Source organism: Variovorax sp. YR634 (assembly GCF_900106655.1).
GTDB lineage: Bacteria > Pseudomonadota > Gammaproteobacteria > Burkholderiales > Burkholderiaceae_C > Variovorax.
The window spans coordinates 170,910-185,684 of the sequence record NZ_FNOL01000010.1; the positions used below are offsets into that span (position 1 = coordinate 170,910).

A 14,775-nucleotide genomic window follows, 5' to 3' on the forward strand; every position below is an offset into this window, starting at 1 on the left:
TTTCACATGTTCCCGGGCCAGTTCCTGCATTCCCTCGAAAGACTTCCATGACAAAGACGCGCATGCTTTGCGCCGCCGCCCTGCTGGCCCTCAGCGCCGTGGGTGCGTCGGCCCAGATCCTGATCGGCCAGACCACCGGCGTGACCGGCTCGGTGGCCGCGAGCGTGAACGAGACCATCGGCGGCGCGCAGCTGCTGATCGACTCAGTCAACGCCCAGGGCGGCATCCACGGCGAGAAGATCGAAATACTGCGCATGGACGACGGCTTCGACGTGAAACGCGCCAGCGAAAACGCTCGCGTGCTGATCGAAGACAAGAAAGTGCTGGCGCTGTTCATGAGCCGCGGCACGCCGCATTCGCAGGCCATCATCCCGTGGCTCGACAAGTACGACGTGGCGCTCATCGGCCCCTCCACCGGCGCGATGGTGCTGCACAAGCCGCTGCAGAAGCACGTGTTCAACGTGCGCGCCACCTACCAGCGCGAGGCCGAGAAGGCGGTGCAGCACCTGCTGACCATCGGCCTCACGCGGATCGCGGTGGTGCACGTGACCGACTCGTTCGGCACGGACGCACTCGAAGGCGCGATGACCGGCTTCGCCAAGGGCAAGGCCAAGCCGGTCGTGACCATTCCGGCCGACCGCGACAAGCCCGACTACAAGGTCATCGTGCCGGCCATCAAGGACGCCAATGCGCAGGCCGTGGTGTGGATCGGCTCGGGCGTTGCCGTGGTCGATGGCATCAAGGCGCTGCGCGCGGGCGGCTCGGCGGCGCAGGTGGTCACGCTGTCGAACAACGCCTCCTCGGGCTTCATCAAGCAGCTGGGCGACGCGAGCAAGGGCGTGATCGTGACGCAGGTGTTCCCGAACGAGCGCTCGCTCGGCCAGCCGATGGTGAAGGAAGCCCAGGCACTCGCACAGGCCAAGGGCCAGGCGGAGCTGTCGCCAGCAATGCTCGAAGGCTTCGCCTCGGCCAAGGTGCTGGTGGAGGCGCTGCGCCGCGCGGGCCCCAAGCCCACGCGCGCGAAGATGGTCACTGCGCTCGAAGGCCTCAAGGGCTACGACCTGGGCGGCGGGCTTGAAGTGAGCTATTCGCCGCAGGACCACAGCGGCATCGACTTCGCGGACCTTTCGATCATCAGCGACGGGCGCTTCAAGCGCTGAGCCCCGCCCCTCGACTACGCCTTTCGAACCAACAGCCCGCCGGCAAAACCGGCGGGCCGTTGGCCCTGGGCATTCTGCAAACCTTGGTTTGACAGGGTTTCCGCGAACTGGCGGCAAGTGACGTTCAGCAACACATTACACACCTGCTGACAGAAGCACTCCGCTTCGTGGAAAGGCTTTGCTCGATGAAAAAGACGTTCACGTCCTGCGCCGTGGCGCTGCTCCTGGCCATGGCGGCCCCGGGCGCATCGGCCCAGATCCTGATCGGCCAGTCGGCCGACCTTTCGGGGCCGGTGGCGGCCAGCGTCAAGGAAACCATCATGGGCTCGCAACTGGTCATCGACCAGGTCAACGCCCAGGGCGGCATCAACGGCGAGCAGATCGAGGTGATCCGCATGGACGACGGCCTCGACGCCAAGCGCTCGCTGGAGAACACGCGCGTGCTCATCGAAGACAAGAAGGTCGTCGCGCTGCTGCTCAACCGCGGCACGCCCAACACGCTCGCGGTGATTCCGCTGCTCGACAAGTACGGCGTGGCGTTGGTCGGCCCTTCGACGGGTGCGATGGCGCTGCACAAGCCGCTGCAGAAGAACATCTTCAACGTGCGCTCGACCTATCAGCGCGAGGCCGAGAAGGCCGTGCAGCACCTGCAGACCACCGGCATCCAGCGCATCGCCGTGGTGCAGGCCGACGACTCCTTCGGCAAGGACGCGATGGAAGGCGCGAACAAGGGCTTCGAGAAGGCCAACCTGAAGCCGGCCGTGGTCGCGCTGGCCGACCGCAACAAGCCCGACTTCGCGGCGATCGTTCCGCAGCTGACCAAGGCCAACGCGCAGGCGGTGCTGTGGATCGGCTCGGGCACTGCCGTGACCGACGGCATCAAGGCGCTGCGCGCCGCGGGCTCGGCGGCGCAGATCATCACGCTGTCGAACAACGCGGCCTCGGGCTTCATCAAGGAACTGGGCTCGGCGAGTGCCGGCGTGATCATCACGCAGGTGCTGCCCTACGAGCGCTCCTTCGGCCACCCGCTCATCAAGGAAGCGCTGGCGCTGGCCAAGGCCAAGGGCCAGAACGACCTGTCGCCCGCGCTGCTCGAAGGCTTCGTCGCCACCAAGGTGATGGTGGAGGCGCTGCGCCGCACGGGCCCGAAGCCCACGCGCGCAAAGCTCATCGCCACGCTCAACAACTTCCAGTACGACGTGGGCGGCGGGCTCGACGTGAGCTACTCGCCGACGGACCACACGGGCATCGACTTCGTAGACCTGTCGATCGTCAGCGACGGCAAATTCAAGAGATAAGGCTGCGCCTTACTTGGGCGCAGCGGCGGGCGCAGGCTCGTGCGTGGTGGTATCGCCACCGTGCTTCTCGCCCGACATGTCGACCTTGTCGCCGGCCTTGGAGATCACGTACAGAGCAATGGCGGCAAAGATGACGAAGCCGACGACGAGTTTCCACATGGGTGTTGTCTCCTGACGAGGTTGATTGATTCGAGGGGTTCAAGAAAAAGGCCTCATGCGGTTGGCATGAAGCCTCTTTGTTGAACGGAGGGCATGGCGCCCTCCTGTGCGAGCGACGCTCAGTCGTTCGCGTAGATGTCCACGTTCTTGGTTTCGCGGATGAAGATCGTGCCCACCACCAGCGTGATGCCGGCAATGATGATCGGATACCAAAGCCCGTTGTACATGTTGCCGGTGGAGGCCACGATGGCGAAGGCCGTGGTCGGCAGCAGGCCGCCGAACCAGCCGTTGCCGATGTGGTACGGCAGGCTCATCGAGGTGTAGCGGATGCGCGTGGGGAACAGCTCGACCAGCATCGCGGCGATCGGGCCGTAGACCATGGTCACCAGCAACACCAGCCAGAACAGCAGCAGCACCGTCATCACCTTGTTGATCTTGGCTGGGTCGGCCTTGGCCGGGTAGCCCGCAACCTTCAGGTCTTCGGCCACGCCCTTCTTGAAGGCAGCGATTTCCTTGGCGGAGTTCTCGTCGAACTTGGAGTTCGCGACGTTGCCGACCGGCGCCTCGACCGACTTGTCGCCGATCTTCACGATGGCCTTCGAACCCGGCGCGCCGGCCACGTTCTCATAGCTCACCGAGTTCTGCACGAGGTAGCGCTTGGCGATGTCGCACGAGCTGCGGAAGTCGATCTCGCGAGCCACCGGATTGCCCTGGAACGAGCAGGTCGCCGGGTCGGCCGTCACCGTGACGGCGGCCGTGGCCTGTGCGCGGGCCAGGTCGGGGTTGGCGGCTTCGGTCAGCATCTTGAAGACCGGGAAGTAGGTGACCACGGCCAGCAGGCAGCCGGCCATGATGATCGGCTTGCGGCCGATCTTGTCCGACAGCGTGCCGAACACCACGAAGAACGGCGTACCGAGCAGCAGCGCGGCGGCAATCATCAGGTTGGCCGTGGTCGCATCGACCTTCAGCTGCGCCGTCAGGAAGAAGAGCGCGTAGAACTGGCCCGAATACCAGACCACCGCCTGGCCTGCCGTGAGGCCGACCAGCGCCAGGATGACGATCTTCAGGTTCTTCCACTCGCCGAACGACTCGGACAGCGGCGCCTTCGAGGTCTTGCCCTCGGCCTTCATCTTCTGGAAGGCCGGCGATTCGCTCAGCGACAGGCGGATCCACACCGAGATGCCCAGCAGCAGGATCGACACCAGGAACGGAATGCGCCAGCCCCAGTCGTTGAACACCGCTTCGCCGAGCCATTCGCGCACGCCCAGGATCACCAGCAGGCTCAGGAACAGGCCGAGCGTTGCCGTGGTCTGGATCCACGAGGTGTAGGCGCCGCGCTTGCCGTGCGGCGAGTGCTCGGCCACGTAAGTGGCGGCACCGCCGTATTCACCGCCGAGCGCCAGGCCCTGCAGCATGCGCAGCGCGATCAGGATCACCGGCGCCGCGACGCCGATGGTCGCGTAGCTGGGCAGCAGGCCGACGATGAAGGTCGACAGGCCCATGATCAGGATCGTGACCAGGAAGGTGTACTTGCGCCCGATCATGTCGCCCAGGCGGCCGAACACGATGGCGCCGAACGGACGCACCAGGAAGCCGGCGGCGAACGCCAGCAGCGCGAAGATGAAGGCCGCGCCCGCATCCAGGCCACTGAAGAACTGCTTCGCGATGATCGCGGCCAGCGAACCGTAGAGGTAGAAGTCGTACCACTCGAACACGGTGCCGAGCGAGGAGGCGAAGATGACTTTCTTCTCCTCCGCTGACATGGGCCGGGGGGCCGGATGCGGCACTCCCCTCGAATCTAGTGTGGCTGCCATTGGTCATCTCCTGTGTATGCGTTCGTTGCGGTTCCCGGCATTCGGGACCGTGAGGCATTCTTGGAGGCGCGACTGACCCGAGCCTTGCGCGAAACTGAACCGACGCTTACGGATTAGGGTGAAACCCGCGCAGCGCGTTTCAGCCTGTAAGAAATTCGGCCCTTACCGGGTTTTACCTAGGTGCCTGGTTCTTGCTGCTGCGCAGCAGGGATGGGCGCTGGTCCGCAGACGCCCATTGCGGGCCGTCGAACCATGCGTCGCCCATCAGATAGGCACGCAGCATCTGCAGGCCGTCGAAGCCCCAGAACAGGCGGCCATCGACCACATAGGCCGGCGTGCCAAACACGCCGAGCTGCAGGGCCTCGTCGGTGTTGCGCTTGAGCAGGGCCTTGCTCTCGTCGCTGCTCGCTTCGCGCTTCGGCTTCAGCTGCGCGGTGAGCGCAGCAAGGCGCGTGGCGTCGCCAGGCTCTTCACCGCCGCGCCACACGTGGCGGAAGACGGTCTCTGCCACGAGGCGGCTGATGCTGCCGTCGTCACTGGTCGACAGCGCGAGCCGCAGGTGAGCAAGCGGGTTGTAAGGATGCGAGGCCGGCATCTCGATCTCGATGCCGTTCGCATGGCCCAGCCAGAGCACGTGGCGATACGTCCAGCTGCGCTTCGACGGAATCTCCGCCGGGCCGAGTTGCCCGTGCTGCTTGAGCAGCGCGCCCAGCAGCACCGGCTTGTACGCCACGCTGTAGTTCAGGCCTTCGAGCGCCTCGGGCAGGTGTTCGAACGCGAGATGCGCGTAGGGCGAGATGAAGTCGAGATAGAAGTCGATGTGCTTCATGCGTGCCTGTCTCCTGTGTCGGCTGGAGCCCGCCAGATGCCGGCCTTGGCCCGCAACTCTATCGCTCGCCACACATGGCGCCGCGTTTCGTCTTCCATCTTGCTCCAGCCCGCGATCTCGGGAATGGTGCGCAGGCAGCCTTCGCAGAAGCCGCTGAGGCGGTCCATGCGGCACACCGAGGAGCACGGCGAGGGCACGTCTTGCGCCATGGCCTGCACGGCCACGGCGCGTTCGGCGAGCGTTTCCGCCTCGTCGAAATTCACACCACGTCCGCCACCGGCGCGCCGGTGAGCTTTTCGAGGTCATGCGGGCGCAGCTGGAACACCGCATGCGGATGGCCCGCGGCCGCCCAGATTTCCTCGAAGCGGAACAGCTCGCGGTCGATCAGCACCACGGGCTTGGTCACATGCCCCACGGGCGAGACGCCGCCGATGGTGAAGCCGGTGCGCGCCTTCACGAAGTCGGCATCGGCACGGCCGGTCTTGCCGACCAGCGCATCGACCTTCTTCTCGTCCACGCGCTTGTCGCCCGAGGTGATGACCAGCACCGCCACTTCGTCGCTCTTGCGGCGGAAGATGATGCTCTTGGCGATCTGCCCCACGGAGATGCCGAGCGCATCGGCCGCCTGCTGCGCGGTGCGGCAGGCGTCGTCGAGCATGCGTGGCGAATGGGGGTGGCCGGCGTCCTGCAGCACGCGGGAGACGCGCTGGACGCCTTCGGGGAGGGAGTGGAGTTCAGAGCCGCACATGGACATGGATTCGAATCTATCAGGCACCGTGGTGCCGGGGGAATGAGGAAACGGGTCCGCAGCCTCTACGCGCTGCGCTTGAATGCAAACAGGAATGCGCCCATCGCCATCAGCACGCCGCCGAAGACGCGGTTCTGCGCACGCCGGGCGCGCACGCTGCGAAGCACGCCCTGCAGCCGCGCGGCCAGCCAGGCGTAACCGTGCATCACAGTCACGTCGACCATCACCGTCGTGGCCAGCAGCACCAGCAGCTGCAGCCACAGCGGCCGTGTCGGCTGGATGAACTGCGGCAGCACGGCCGCCATGAAGACGATGCCCTTGGGGTTGGTCACGTTGGTCAGGAAGCCCCGCAGCACGCGCTGCGGCGCAGTGAGGTCGGGCTCGGAGGCCGCCTCCTGCGCGTTGCCGTCGATCTTCGCAACGGGCGCGCGCCACTGGCGCCAGCCCAGCCACAGAAGGTAGCAAGCGCCGACCACTTTGATGACCGTGAACGCGGTGGCCGAGGCGGTAAGCACCGCGCCCACGCCGAGCCCGGCCACCAGCAGGATCACGGCGAGCCCCAGCTGGAGCCCGACGATGGTCGCCGTGGTGCGCCGCACGCCGTAGCTGAGCCCATGGCTCATGCTGAGCACCGCGCCCGAACCGGGCGACACGGCGATGACGCAGCTCGCCACCAGGAATGCGAGCCAGACTTGCAAGTCCATGCTTCAACCCGCCCGCTTGGTGCGGATGGCCTTCGAGGCACGCGAGTTCGGCTCGCGGCCCAGCGCCTCGCTGATGTACACGCCCGCGTCGATCAGCCTGTCGAGATCGATGCCGGTCTCGATGCCCATGCCGTGCAGCATGTAGACCACGTCTTCGGTCGCCACGTTGCCGGTCGCGCCCTTGGCGTACGGGCAGCCGCCCAGGCCGGCCGAGGACGATTGGAAGTTCCACACGCCCATCTCGAGCGCCGCCAGCGTGTTGACCAGCGCCTGCCCGTAGGTGTCGTGAAAGTGGCCGGAAATGGCGTCGACATCGAAGTGCGCCAGCGTGGCCTCCATCGCCGCCTGCACCTTGCGCGGCGTGCCCACGCCGATGGTGTCGGCCACGTCCACGCGCTGCACGCCGATGCCCTTCATCAGCTGCGCGAGGTAGCCGACCTTGGCCGGCGCAATCTCGCCTTCATAGGGGCAGCCCACGGTGCACGACATGGCGCCGCGCACACGGATGCCCTTCTCGAGCGCCGCGGCCACCACGGGCGCGAAGCGCTCGATGCTCTCGGCAATGGAGCAGTTGATGTTCTTCTGGCTGAAGGCTTCGCTCGCGGCGCCGAACACGACGATCTCGTCGGGCCACTCTTCGCGCGGCGCAGCGATGGCGGCCTCGAAGCCTTTCATGTTGGGCGTCAGCACCGAATAGCGCACGCCGGGCTTGCGCCTGATGCCGTGCATCACCTCGGCGTTGTCTGCCATCTGCGGCACCCACTTGGGACTGACGAAGCTGGTGACCTCGATCTCCTTGAGCCCCGCGTCCTGCAGGCGGTGCACGAGGCCGATCTTGATTTCGGCGGAGACCGGCTGCTTTTCGTTCTGCAGGCCGTCGCGCGGGCCGACGTCGACGATCTTGACTTTGGTTGGGAGTTTCATGGGATGTCTCTTGTGTCGCGGGAGGATGAGAAACCGCCTTCGATTGTCCGACACATGCAATTGCCCTGCTTGGTACACAAGCCGCGGAAGGTAGCAATGCCCGCCTGCGGGGTTGCAAATGGCGCCAGCCGGCGGGTACTAGGCGGTTTCGCGCTGCTCGAAGCCCTCGGGCACGCCGTGCGTAGCCGCATCGCTCACGTCGACCGTTTCCACGCGCGCACCGTCCGGCCCCTGGTGCGCCCAGCGGATCAACGCCTCCACCGCCGCAGCCTCGCCAGCCGCGAGCGCCTCCACGCTGCCGTCGCGCCGGTTGCGCACCCAGCCGCGCACGCCGAGCCGCTTCGCCGCCTGCACCATCGACCAGCGGTAACCCACGCCCTGCACGCGGCCGCGGATGGCGAGGTGGCGGGTGACGACGGCGTCGTTGTTCATGGCGTGGTGGTGCAGATCAGTACGACTTGGGCAGCCCCAGCGCCTTCTCGGCGATGAAGTTCAGGATCATCTGCGGGCTCACGGGTGCGATGCGCGGAATGTAGCTCTCGCGCAGCAGGCGCTCAACGTGATATTCCTTCGCATAGCCCATGCCGCCCAGCGTAAGCACGGCGTTCTGGCAGGCGTCGTGCGCCGCCTCGGCCGCAAGGTACTTGGCGGCATTGGCTTCGATGCCGCAGGGCTCGCCCGCGTCGTACAGCGTGGCGGCCTTCAGCATCATCAGGTCGGCCGCCTCCAGGTTGGCCCAGGCGCGCGCCAGCGGATGCGCCACGCCCTGGTTCTGGCCGATGGGCCGGCCGAACACGACGCGCTCCTGCGCGTACTGCGAGGCGATGCGCAGCGCCGCGCGGCCGATGCCGATGGCTTCCGCCGCGATCAATATGCGCTCGGGGTTGAGGCCGTGCAGGAGGTACTCGAAGCCGCGCCCTTCCTCGCCGATGCGGTCTTCTTCCGGCACTGCGAGCCCGTCGATGAAGAGCATGTTCGAGTCGACTGCCGCACGGCCCAGCTTGTGGATCTCGCGCACCTCGACCTTGCTGCGGTCCAGCGGCGTGTAGAACAACGTGAGGCCCTGCGTGGGCTTCTTCACCTGGTCCAGCGGCGTGGTGCGCGTGAGGATCAGCATGCGGTCGGCCACCTGCGCGGTCGATATCCAGATCTTGCGGCCGTGCAGCAGGTAGCCGCCATCGGGCTGTCGCACCGCCTGCGTCTTGAGGCTGGTGGTGTCGAGCCCCGCATCGGGCTCGGTCACGGCGAAGCAGGCTTTCTCCTTGCCGGCGATCAGCGGCGGCAGAAAGCGCTGGCGCTGCTCCTCGCTGCCGAACACCACCACCGGGTTGAGCCCGAAGATGTTCATGTGCACCGACGACGCGCCCGACATACCCGCGCCCGATGCGCTGATGGCGCGCATCATCAGCGCCGCCTCGGTGATGCCGAGCCCCGCGCCGCCCTGCGCCTCGGGCATGGCGATGCCGAGCCAGCCGCTCTCGGCCACGGCGCGGTGGAACTCGTGCGGGAACACGGCGCGGTCGTCGTGGTCGCGCCAGTAGTCGGCGGGAAAGTCTTCGCAAAGGCGTTCGATGGCCGCGACGAGCGAGCGCTGGTCTTCATTCAGGGAGAAATTCATTCTTCGCCGTCTTTCTTCAATGAGTCCGGTTGCAGCGTGACGCCGCGCTCAAGCATGCGTTCGATGGCCTCGTCGCCGTAGCCCGCTTCGCGCAGCAACTCCACGCTCTGCTCGCCGATGCGCGGCGTGGGACGGCGGATGGCGGTGGGCGTGGCGCTGTAGCGGCCGACCGGCGCGAGGGTGCGGATGCGGCCCTCGGTCGGATGGTCGAGCTCGGGGTAGAAACCGACGGCGCGCAGGTGCGGGTCGTCGAGCAGGCTGTCGGTGCTGTGCAGCCGCGCGACGGGAATGTCCGCGGCATCGAGCGCGGCAAACCATTCGTCGCTGGTGCGCGTGGCCATCACCTCGGCCACGAAGGCATAGACCGCGCCGATGTTCGCGGCGCGCGCCGTATGGGTGCCGAACATCGGCGAGCTGCGCAGCTCGGGCCGGCCGATCACGTCGAAGAAGGCCTGCCAGTGCTTGTCGTTGTAGATGAGCACGCTGAGGTAGCCGTCGGCCGTGGCGTAGGGCTTGCGATGCGGTGCGAGCAGGCGCGCATAGCCGGTGGGGCCGAGCGGCGGCTCGAAGCTGTGGCCGCCGAGGTGGTCGCCCATGACGAACTGCGACAGGGCTTCGAACATGGGCACTTCGACGGCCTGGCCCTTGCCGGTGCGCTGGGCATGCAGCACGGCGGCGAGCAATGCGATGGCGGCTTGCAGGCCGACGGCGCGGTCGGCCAGCGTGACGGGTGCGTAGCGCGGCGCGCCGCCGCTTTGCTGCGCGAACAGCGAGGCAACGCCTGCTGCACCTTGGATGAGGTCGTCGTAGGCGGGCTTGCCGGCATAGGGCCCCTGCTCGCCATAGCCAAAGGCGCCGAGGTAGACGATCTTCGGGTTGACCGCAGCCACGGCTTCGTAGCCCAGCCCGAGCCGCGCCATCGCCTGCGGCCGCGTGTTGTAGATCAGCGCATCGCACCCCGCCGCCAGCTTCAGGCAGGCCTCGCGCCCCTCGGGCTGCTTGAGGTCGAGCACGATGGAGCGCTTGTTGCGGTTGAGGTGCATCGCCATCGCGCCCATGCCCGGGTGGCGCATCGGGCCGACGGCACGCAGGTTGTCGCCGCCGGGCGGCTCGACCTTGATGATGTCGGCGCCAAGGTCGCCGAGCGTCTGCGTCGCATACGGCCCCATCACCACGGCCGTGAGGTCGAGGATGCGGATGCCCTCCAGAGGTCCGGTCGCACTCATTCGGGCTGGATCCCCGCGGCCTGGATCAGCTTCTTCCACTTCGCAAGCTCCGACACGGTGAACGCGCCCAGCTCTTCCGGCGTGCTGCCGAAGGCATCGAAGCCCAGCTTCGCCACACGCTCCCGGAAGGCCGCGCCGTTGGCCATCTCGGACAGCGCCTTGTTGAGCTTCAGCACGATGTCGCGCGGCGTGCCGGCCGGTGCGAACACGCCGTTCCACGAAGTGATGTCGAAGCCTTTCAGCTCCGGCGTGTCGGCCAGCGGCGGCAGCTCGGGAAAGAGCTTGGTGCGCTCCTGCGTGGTGACGGCAATCGCGCGCATCTTGCCGGCCTTCACCGTGGCAAGGCCCGCGGCGAGGTCGACCACCATCATCGACACCTGCCCGCCGATCAGGTCGGCAATTGCAGGCGGCGTGCTCTTGTAGGGCACGTGCAGCATCGGCACGCCGCTCATGCGCGACAGCGTGGCGCCGCTCACGATGCCGGTGCTGTTGCCGCTCGCATAGGTCAGCTTGCCGGGGTGCGCGCGGCCCCAGGCCAGCAGCTCGGCCACGCTTTTGACGGGCAGGTCGTTGTTGACCACCAGCATGAACGGCAGGTTGCCCATGCGGCTGACGGGCGCGAAGTCTTTCACCGGGTCGTAGGGCAGCGACTTCATCAGGCTCGGGTTGGCCGAGTGCGTGGTGTTGGTCGTCATGAACAGCGTGTAGCCGTCGGGCGGCGCCTTGGCGACGAACTCGGCCGCGATGACGCCGTTGGCGCCGGCCTTGTTGTCGACGATGACCGAAGCCTTGAGCGCCTCGCCGAGCATCTGCCCGGTGATGCGCGCCACTGCATCGGTGCCGCTGCCGGCCGCGAAGGGCACGACGAGCCTGATCGGCTGCTTCGGGTAGCCGTCCTGCGCGAAGGCCCATGGCACGGTGCCGGCAAGCCCCGCGGCCGCGCCGATGGAAATGAAACGGCGGCGGTTCGCCACCGCGACCGTTTGACCTGTCGCGTTCTTCGTCGTCTGCATGTGGTTTGTCTCCGGTTGTTGTGTCGGTTCAGGGCCGGATCACGCGCTCCGGCGATTCCTCGTACGGCGGGCTGTAGATCACCAGCACGCGCACCGGCTCGTCGCTCACCACCGTGAAGGTGTGCATCGCGTCGGCCGGAAAAAAGCAGCTGTCGCCGGGGTGCAGCTCCTGCCGCTGGCCGCCCACCTCGGCGACCGCGCGGCCTTCGAGCATGTAGCAGACCTGCTCGATGCCCGGGTGCGCATGCGGCAGCGCGCCCTTGCCCTTCTGGATGTGGCCGACCAGCACTTCGAGCTGCCTGGCGCCCACGGTCTCGGGGCCGATCAGGCGCTTGTTCAGCGTGCCGGTGTGGTTGGCGGGGTGGTAGCCGGCGATCTCGTCCTCGCGGATGAAGTAGCGTGGGACAGCGGTCGTTGCAGTCATCGGGGGCTTTCTGTCTTGGGTTCGATGGCGAGGCAGGCCGAGCGCAGCATTGCGGCGATCTCCTCGATGCGCGCCTCCATGCGGTAGCGCGGGCCTGCAACCGAGATGGCATAGGCCTCGCCGCCGATGCGCAGCGGCCAAGCCAGGCCGATCAGGTCGGGAATGCTTTCGCCGAGGTTGCCGTACCAGCCGCGCGCGGCGGAGCGCTGCAGCTCGGCCTCGATGGCGTCGGCGGTGGTGAGCGTGGCATCGGTCAGCGGCGCGAGCGTCATGCCATCCAGCAGCTTGCGGCGCGCTTCGGCGTCGAGCGTTGACAGCAGCGCGCGGCCCAGCGAATTGGCGTAGGCCGGGCGCGTTTCGCCCGACTCGGCCGTGTAGCGGATGCTCTGCGGCGCGCTCAGCACCTCCAGGTAGACCACCAGGCCCGCATCGCGGAACTTGGCGAAGACCACCGTCTCGCGCGCCGCGTCGCGCAGCTCTTCGAGCGTGGCCTTCACCCGGTCGAGCACCGGGTCGTGGGCGGCGATGACCTGCGCCATCGCAAGCAGCCGGCCCGTCGGGTAGTAGCCCTGGCGGCGGCCGGTCTCGTACATGTAGCCCTGCTCTTCGAGCGTGCGGATCAGGCCCAGGCAGCTCGACACCGGCATGTCGAGCAGGCGCGCCATTTCTGACAGCGCCAGCGGCTGTTTCTCGCGAGCGAAGAGCTCGACGATCTCGATCACCCGAAACGCAGTTTTCACAGTCATGAAAAGATTTTCATACTTGTGAAAAACTTGCGCTTCGGGGTTTCCCCTGCCCGCACCCTATTCCGGCGGGCCCGACGTAGCTTGTGCCGTCAGTAGCCGCGCGCGGGATCGACCACGCCGGCAACCGGCAGGCCCTGCTCCATCGCGCGGATCTTCGCGGCGATCTGGGTGATGGACTCCTCGCGCAGCGTGCGCGCCGAGCCGTGCGGTGTCACGGTGATCTTGGGATGCCGCCAGAAGGCATGCTCCGCCGGCAGCGGCTCGACCTGGAACACGTCGAGCGTCGCGCCCGCGAGCTGGCCCGCGTCGAGCATCGGAATGAGGTCGTCTTCGACCAGATGGCCACCGCGCGCGATGCTGATGAGATAGCCCTCGGGCCGCAGCTTGCCCAGCGTGTTGCGATTGAGGATGCCGCGCGTCGCCTCGGTCAGCGGCAGCAGGTTGACCAGCACGCGCGTGGACGACAGGAACTCGTCGAACTGCGCCTCGCCGCTGAACACGCGCACGCCGTCGATCTCTTTTGGCGAACGGCTCCAGCCCAGCACCGGAAACTCGAACTGCGCCACGGCCTTGGCCACGCGCTCGCCGAGCACGCCCAGGCCCATGATGCCGACCGGAAAGTCACGCCGAAGCTTCGGCTTGCGGTAGCTCCACTTGCCCTCGCGCGCATCGGCCTCGTAGGCGTCGAACTCGCGGAAGTGGCGAATGAGCGTGTGGCAGACGTACTCGGCCATCTGCACCGACATGCCAGCGTCGTCGAGCCGCACGATGCGCGTGTGCGCCGGCACCTTGAGCTTGAGCAGCGCGTCGACGCCCGCGCCGATGTTGAAGATGCCGCGCAGCTTGGGCTGCTCATCGAGAAACGCCTGCGGCGGCGCCCAGACCACGGCATGGTCGGCCTGCGGCGCGCCGGGCTTCCATGCTTCGATGACGGCGTCGGGGAGTTCGGCCTTCAGGCCTTCGATCCAGGGGTCTGGGCGGTTGTCGGTGAGGTAGACGGTGATTCGCATGGGCACGCATCTTAGGTTGCGCCCGCGTCGCCCTCGGCTTGTGCGGGCACTGGCCATCTCCTATCCTCGAACGCTCACTTCAGGAGACCCCTACATGATCAAATTCAGCGTGATGTATCCCCACGCCCCCGGCGCACGGTTCGATCACGACTACTACCGCGAAAAGCACATGCCCCTGATCAAGGCCCGCATGGGCGACGCATGCCTCTCGTACACCATCGACAAGGGCCTTACCGGCGGCGCACCGGACTCCGCGCCCACCTACGTCGCCATGTGCCACGTGTTCGCCGAATCGGTCGAGGCCTTCCAGAATGCGTTCGGTCCGCACGCGAAGGAGATCAGGGGCGACGTGAAGAACTACACCGACATCGCGCCAGTGATACAGATCAGCGAAGTGGTGGTGGGCTGACGGGCCGCCTCGCCCTCAGCGCAGCGGCCGCTCCAGCGCCACCCAGCTCTGGACGGACGGCCGCTGCCACTGCCGGTCCGCGTACGACGCCAGCCGCTGCGGCACGGCGTCTCCGTTCATGACCAGGCGATTCAGCATCAGCGCCAGGTCGACGTCGGCGATGGACCACTCGCCGAACAGGTTCTCCGCGTCATCGGGAAGCAGCGCCTGCGCCACCTGGAAGAGCGTCTTCGCCGACTGATGCGCCACCGCCGACAGCGGTGCGCTCGCCGGGCCGTAGAAGATCACCTCGGTCGAGCGCTCCTGGCGGATCGGCATCAGGTCGCTGCGAAGCCAGGCCTGCAGCTGGCGCGCGCGGGCTCGGGCACGCGGCTCGGCCGGGTACAGCGCCGTTCCCTGCGCGAAGGTCTCGTCGATGTACTCGGTGATCGCGGACGACTCCGACAGGGAGAAGTCGCCGTGCACCAGCGTCGGCACGCGCTGCGTCAGCGAGAGCTGCGAGAAGCCGGCCGCCCGGTGCTCCAGCGCCCCAAGGTCGACGGGGGACAAGTCGAAGTCCAGCTGCTTTTCATGCAGCGCCACGAACACCGACATGGCATAGGGGCTGGTGAACTGGGCATCCACGTAGAGACGTAGCGGATCCGGCATCGAGAAAGGCTCCTGCGTAAGAAAAAGGGCCTCAAACCGACCCTC

General features: G+C 67.0%; 18 protein-coding genes. 3 read left to right on the forward strand and 15 right to left on the reverse strand.

Going from position 1 to position 14,775, the window contains the following annotated elements:
- The first annotated feature begins 47 nt into the window (after window positions 1-47).
- Together BLV60_RS18540 and BLV60_RS18545 are read left to right on the forward strand one after the other, a co-directional pair.
- Window positions 48-1,160 (forward strand): ABC transporter substrate-binding protein, encoded by a 1,113-nt coding sequence (locus BLV60_RS18540; RefSeq protein ID WP_093056729.1) that lies wholly within the window; start codon window positions 48-50, stop codon window positions 1,158-1,160.
- Window positions 1,161-1,345: 185 nt separating this feature from the next.
- A complete protein-coding gene (locus BLV60_RS18545; protein WP_093056730.1) occupies window positions 1,346-2,458 on the forward strand; it encodes an ABC transporter substrate-binding protein in 1,113 nt (370 codons plus the stop codon).
- A gap of 9 nt (window positions 2,459-2,467) precedes the next feature.
- On the opposite strand, the gene BLV60_RS34425 is transcribed toward BLV60_RS18545, so the two are convergent.
- From BLV60_RS34425 to BLV60_RS18610, 14 genes are all read right to left on the reverse strand, one after another.
- Window positions 2,468-2,617: a hypothetical protein gene (locus tag BLV60_RS34425; protein WP_019656389.1), complete on the reverse strand. Its 150-nt coding sequence runs from the start codon at window positions 2,615-2,617 to the stop codon at window positions 2,468-2,470.
- Between the two features lie 119 nt (window positions 2,618-2,736).
- Window positions 2,737-4,431, reverse strand: a complete 1,695-nt coding sequence (locus BLV60_RS18550) for an MFS transporter (RefSeq protein ID WP_093056731.1) — start codon at window positions 4,429-4,431, stop codon at window positions 2,737-2,739.
- Window positions 4,432-4,603: 172 nt separating this feature from the next.
- A complete protein-coding gene (locus BLV60_RS18555) occupies window positions 4,604-5,260 on the reverse strand; it encodes a 2-hydroxychromene-2-carboxylate isomerase (protein WP_093056732.1) in 657 nt (218 codons plus the stop codon).
- Window positions 5,257-5,523: a DUF1289 domain-containing protein gene (locus BLV60_RS18560; RefSeq protein WP_093056733.1), complete on the reverse strand. Its 267-nt coding sequence runs from the start codon at window positions 5,521-5,523 to the stop codon at window positions 5,257-5,259. Before BLV60_RS18560 ends, BLV60_RS18555 begins: the two co-directional genes overlap by 4 nt.
- Window positions 5,520-6,008, reverse strand: coding sequence for a YbaK/EbsC family protein (locus BLV60_RS18565; protein WP_093056785.1), 489 nt, complete (start codon window positions 6,006-6,008; stop codon window positions 5,520-5,522). Before BLV60_RS18565 ends, BLV60_RS18560 begins: the two co-directional genes overlap by 4 nt.
- A gap of 65 nt (window positions 6,009-6,073) precedes the next feature.
- Window positions 6,074-6,712, reverse strand: coding sequence for a homoserine/homoserine lactone efflux protein (gene rhtB, locus BLV60_RS18570; RefSeq protein ID WP_093056734.1), 639 nt, complete (start codon window positions 6,710-6,712; stop codon window positions 6,074-6,076).
- A 3-nt stretch (window positions 6,713-6,715) separates the two neighbouring features.
- Entirely contained in the window at window positions 6,716-7,636 is a 921-nt protein-coding gene (locus tag BLV60_RS18575; RefSeq protein ID WP_093056735.1) for a hydroxymethylglutaryl-CoA lyase, read from the reverse strand.
- A gap of 138 nt (window positions 7,637-7,774) precedes the next feature.
- The gene (locus BLV60_RS18580; protein WP_093056736.1) at window positions 7,775-8,068 is read right to left on the reverse strand and encodes an acylphosphatase; all 294 of its coding nucleotides are present in this window, start codon (window positions 8,066-8,068) and stop codon (window positions 7,775-7,777) included.
- A gap of 16 nt (window positions 8,069-8,084) precedes the next feature.
- Complete coding sequence (locus BLV60_RS18585) at window positions 8,085-9,254, reverse strand: acyl-CoA dehydrogenase family protein (protein WP_093056737.1); 1,170 nt, start codon at window positions 9,252-9,254, stop codon at window positions 8,085-8,087.
- Window positions 9,251-10,480: a CaiB/BaiF CoA transferase family protein gene (locus BLV60_RS18590; protein ID WP_093056738.1), complete on the reverse strand. Its 1,230-nt coding sequence runs from the start codon at window positions 10,478-10,480 to the stop codon at window positions 9,251-9,253. Before BLV60_RS18590 ends, BLV60_RS18585 begins: the two co-directional genes overlap by 4 nt.
- On the reverse strand, window positions 10,477-11,493 hold the full coding sequence (locus BLV60_RS18595) for a Bug family tripartite tricarboxylate transporter substrate binding protein (RefSeq protein ID WP_093056739.1): 1,017 nt from the start codon (window positions 11,491-11,493) through the stop codon (window positions 10,477-10,479). Before BLV60_RS18595 ends, BLV60_RS18590 begins: the two co-directional genes overlap by 4 nt.
- Window positions 11,494-11,521: 28 nt before the next feature.
- Window positions 11,522-11,917 carry a cupin domain-containing protein gene (locus BLV60_RS18600; RefSeq protein ID WP_093056740.1) on the reverse strand — a complete coding sequence of 132 codons (396 nt, stop codon included), beginning with the start codon at window positions 11,915-11,917 and terminating at the stop codon, window positions 11,522-11,524.
- Window positions 11,914-12,663, reverse strand: a complete 750-nt coding sequence (locus tag BLV60_RS18605) for an IclR family transcriptional regulator (RefSeq protein WP_093056741.1) — start codon at window positions 12,661-12,663, stop codon at window positions 11,914-11,916. The genes BLV60_RS18600 and BLV60_RS18605 overlap by 4 nt, the downstream gene beginning before the upstream one ends.
- An 89-nt stretch (window positions 12,664-12,752) precedes the next feature.
- Window positions 12,753-13,673: a 2-hydroxyacid dehydrogenase gene (locus BLV60_RS18610; protein WP_093056742.1), complete on the reverse strand. Its 921-nt coding sequence runs from the start codon at window positions 13,671-13,673 to the stop codon at window positions 12,753-12,755.
- Window positions 13,674-13,767: 94 nt separating this feature from the next.
- On the opposite strand from BLV60_RS18610, the gene BLV60_RS18615 reads away from it, so the two are divergent.
- Window positions 13,768-14,082 carry an EthD family reductase gene (locus BLV60_RS18615; protein ID WP_093056743.1) on the forward strand — a complete coding sequence of 105 codons (315 nt, stop codon included), beginning with the start codon at window positions 13,768-13,770 and terminating at the stop codon, window positions 14,080-14,082.
- A gap of 15 nt (window positions 14,083-14,097) precedes the next feature.
- Here the strand turns inward: BLV60_RS18615 and yfcF are convergent, their stop codons facing one another.
- Window positions 14,098-14,730, reverse strand: coding sequence for a glutathione transferase (gene yfcF, locus BLV60_RS18620; RefSeq protein WP_093056744.1), 633 nt, complete (start codon window positions 14,728-14,730; stop codon window positions 14,098-14,100).
- Window positions 14,731-14,775: the final 45 nt, after the last annotated feature.

What these genes read in the sequence shown, in the direction of transcription:
- BLV60_RS18540 (WP_093056729.1), top strand. Translation starts at nt 48, where the DNA reads ATGACAAAGACGCGCATGCTTTGCGCCGCCGCCCTGCTGGCCCTCAGC.
- BLV60_RS18545 (WP_093056730.1), top strand. Translation starts at nt 1,346, where the DNA reads ATGAAAAAGACGTTCACGTCCTGCGCCGTGGCGCTGCTCCTGGCCATG.
- BLV60_RS34425 (WP_019656389.1), bottom strand. Translation starts at nt 2,617, where the DNA reads ATGTGGAAACTCGTCGTCGGCTTCGTCATCTTTGCCGCCATTGCTCTG.
- BLV60_RS18550 (WP_093056731.1), bottom strand. Translation starts at nt 4,431, where the DNA reads ATGGCAGCCACACTAGATTCGAGGGGAGTGCCGCATCCGGCCCCCCGG.
- BLV60_RS18555 (WP_093056732.1), bottom strand. Translation starts at nt 5,260, where the DNA reads ATGAAGCACATCGACTTCTATCTCGACTTCATCTCGCCCTACGCGCAT.
- BLV60_RS18565 (WP_093056785.1), bottom strand. Translation starts at nt 6,008, where the DNA reads ATGTGCGGCTCTGAACTCCACTCCCTCCCCGAAGGCGTCCAGCGCGTC.
- rhtB (WP_093056734.1), bottom strand. Translation starts at nt 6,712, where the DNA reads ATGGACTTGCAAGTCTGGCTCGCATTCCTGGTGGCGAGCTGCGTCATC.
- BLV60_RS18575 (WP_093056735.1), bottom strand. Translation starts at nt 7,636, where the DNA reads ATGAAACTCCCAACCAAAGTCAAGATCGTCGACGTCGGCCCGCGCGAC.
- BLV60_RS18580 (WP_093056736.1), bottom strand. Translation starts at nt 8,068, where the DNA reads ATGAACAACGACGCCGTCGTCACCCGCCACCTCGCCATCCGCGGCCGC.
- BLV60_RS18585 (WP_093056737.1), bottom strand. Translation starts at nt 9,254, where the DNA reads ATGAATTTCTCCCTGAATGAAGACCAGCGCTCGCTCGTCGCGGCCATC.
- BLV60_RS18590 (WP_093056738.1), bottom strand. Translation starts at nt 10,480, where the DNA reads ATGAGTGCGACCGGACCTCTGGAGGGCATCCGCATCCTCGACCTCACG.
- BLV60_RS18595 (WP_093056739.1), bottom strand. Translation starts at nt 11,493, where the DNA reads ATGCAGACGACGAAGAACGCGACAGGTCAAACGGTCGCGGTGGCGAAC.
- BLV60_RS18600 (WP_093056740.1), bottom strand. Translation starts at nt 11,917, where the DNA reads ATGACTGCAACGACCGCTGTCCCACGCTACTTCATCCGCGAGGACGAG.
- BLV60_RS18605 (WP_093056741.1), bottom strand. Translation starts at nt 12,663, where the DNA reads ATGACTGTGAAAACTGCGTTTCGGGTGATCGAGATCGTCGAGCTCTTC.
- BLV60_RS18610 (WP_093056742.1), bottom strand. Translation starts at nt 13,673, where the DNA reads ATGCGAATCACCGTCTACCTCACCGACAACCGCCCAGACCCCTGGATC.
- BLV60_RS18615 (WP_093056743.1), top strand. Translation starts at nt 13,768, where the DNA reads ATGATCAAATTCAGCGTGATGTATCCCCACGCCCCCGGCGCACGGTTC.
- yfcF (WP_093056744.1), bottom strand. Translation starts at nt 14,730, where the DNA reads ATGCCGGATCCGCTACGTCTCTACGTGGATGCCCAGTTCACCAGCCCC.